Annotated in this window: 1 protein-coding gene; it reads right to left on the bottom strand. The window is 39.0% G+C overall.

All coding sequences use genetic code 11. From position 1 onward, the window contains the following. Positions 1–218: 218 nt before the first annotated feature. The gene (locus JUF21_RS11840; protein WP_203664854.1) at positions 219–1574 is read right to left on the bottom strand and encodes a hypothetical protein; all 1356 of its coding nucleotides are present in this window, start codon (positions 1572–1574) and stop codon (positions 219–221) included. Between the last annotated feature and the right edge of the window lie 416 nt (positions 1575–1990).

Raw genomic sequence — 1990 nt, forward strand, 5'->3', positions numbered from 1 at the left:
TGAAACACCAAAGCAGCGCAGTCCCGTGTGAATCGTGGGATTGCGCTGCTTTTTTGAAATTCTATGAATAATCCAGGCTTGATATGTTTCTGTGATTGCGTCTACCCGGCTTCCGGCAAGTTGTGGGGTAGGCGCCTTTTTATTTTGTGTTCAGCCCCACTCTCCGGCTTGCACGGGGACGCCGCTTGCGTGGGGAAAAATAAAAATAAAGGTTTTCTTCATAGCCAACTTAAATAACAAAATGCCCCCATGGCCATGATGATTCCCTGAAGAGCTAAACTGGCACCTCGTTTTTCAAGAACTGTTAACGATGTGACGCAGATAGCATAATACATAAATATACTAGTTCTTTCTCCTGATGCCCAAACGGTGGGGGAGAACCCGAGAATAAGTCTTGTTATAAAGGCCAAAAATAGCATAAGCAGAACCGAAAATAATTGAATTGAGTCCGTTTTTAGAATGCATATCAAAGCAACTACAATACAGGCTGTGATAAACAGCATCACGAAATCAGTAATCCAAGTAGTAGGATGGGAAAGTTTAAAGCTTGTCCCATATTTATTAAATGATCCAAGAACAGTATCAATTATTTTAAGCTTATTGTTGAGGATTCCTGAAAATAAGTTGAAGATTAAAAAGGAAATTAGGGGAACTGACCCTACGAATAGGATAAACACATTATGAGATTTTGATAACGCGATAAACAAAACAATTCCCAGAACTAGAAATAAAATATGGCCATCAAAAAACAAGGATTTTAGAGATGATGAATACCCGAGCTCTATTTTTCTAAAAAGTGTCAGGGATGTAAAATCCGGGAACCTGTTTGACACCTCCTTGACGAATCTTAACTTGTTACCCTTGCAAAAATAAATCAATGCTAGGTTTCCTAGTACTGTTAGATAGTGGGGAGCTAAGAGCCACCACTTTTGACCATAAAAGTAGTATGCGATTATCGGTATAACGATGATTAGCACTATGCACATTTGCTCTAGGTTTCCCGCATAGGCCACTAGAATTAAAGAAAGTGCCCAAGCTACCAAGCTTATTTTATGATCTTTTTTTAAAGTAATCATTAGGAAACCAAGAAATGCCGAGAGTACCCATGAATAATTTGTTGTTGTTGCAATCCAACCTGTTTCGGAAAACATTGATATTGGAATCATCAACACCAAACTTGTAGATATCATTAATAAAGCCGGTTTCTTTTTAAAATTGAACAAATAAGCAGGGATTACCGACATTGCTGTCAAAGATAATGTATTAATGACTCTCCAAAAAAAGTTGTGCTGAACCGACAGTAGTGTGAAGAATTCAATAATTATGCGCGAACTCCAATGAGAATAGCGACTACTTAGGAAGCTAAAAAAATTTCCATTGAAGTCTTTGAGCAGCGGACCTGCAAATAAAATGCCATCATCGCCAGTTCCAGTCAAGGAAACAGACATATTGAATATTAGAAACATTAAGAAAATTCCAACTATGGCAATTTTGGTTAGATCTATAGAATTGTGATTGCTTTTGAAACCAATGTGTTTTAAAAAGCTTGCTTGTTTCCAACCAACATTTTGCAAAATTAGTCCCTCCAAAAAAATCCAGCTTTTAACGTCGATCAGGGTTTGGACGTAAGATTATTTAAATGCGTCTGACCTACACCGTCCAAAGTAGGGGTTAGGCGCTTTTTTTATGCCGCGTAGTATTCGGCGATGATGTGATGTGCTTCGTGCTCAAGCCAAGCCGGAATAGCTAGGTCGGTCATGAAGTGATGCAAATTGGCGTCTTCGGGTTCGACATCTTCAAAGTAAATTGGAACCCCAGTTTACAATTCAAGTGCAACACCTTAGCGACTAGACCAAAAAGGCCATGAAGACCTATTCTTGTTAGTACAACCAGACAAGAAAGCAGGAATCTTTATGACCCACTCTCAGATTAACACTCACAAGCACTACCAACAACTCAGTCTTAGCGACCGTGCTACAATTCAGGCCCT

Origin of the sequence: Lacticaseibacillus sp. 53-4, from assembly GCF_016861805.1 — a bacterium.
Classification (GTDB): domain Bacteria; phylum Bacillota; class Bacilli; order Lactobacillales; family Lactobacillaceae; genus Lacticaseibacillus.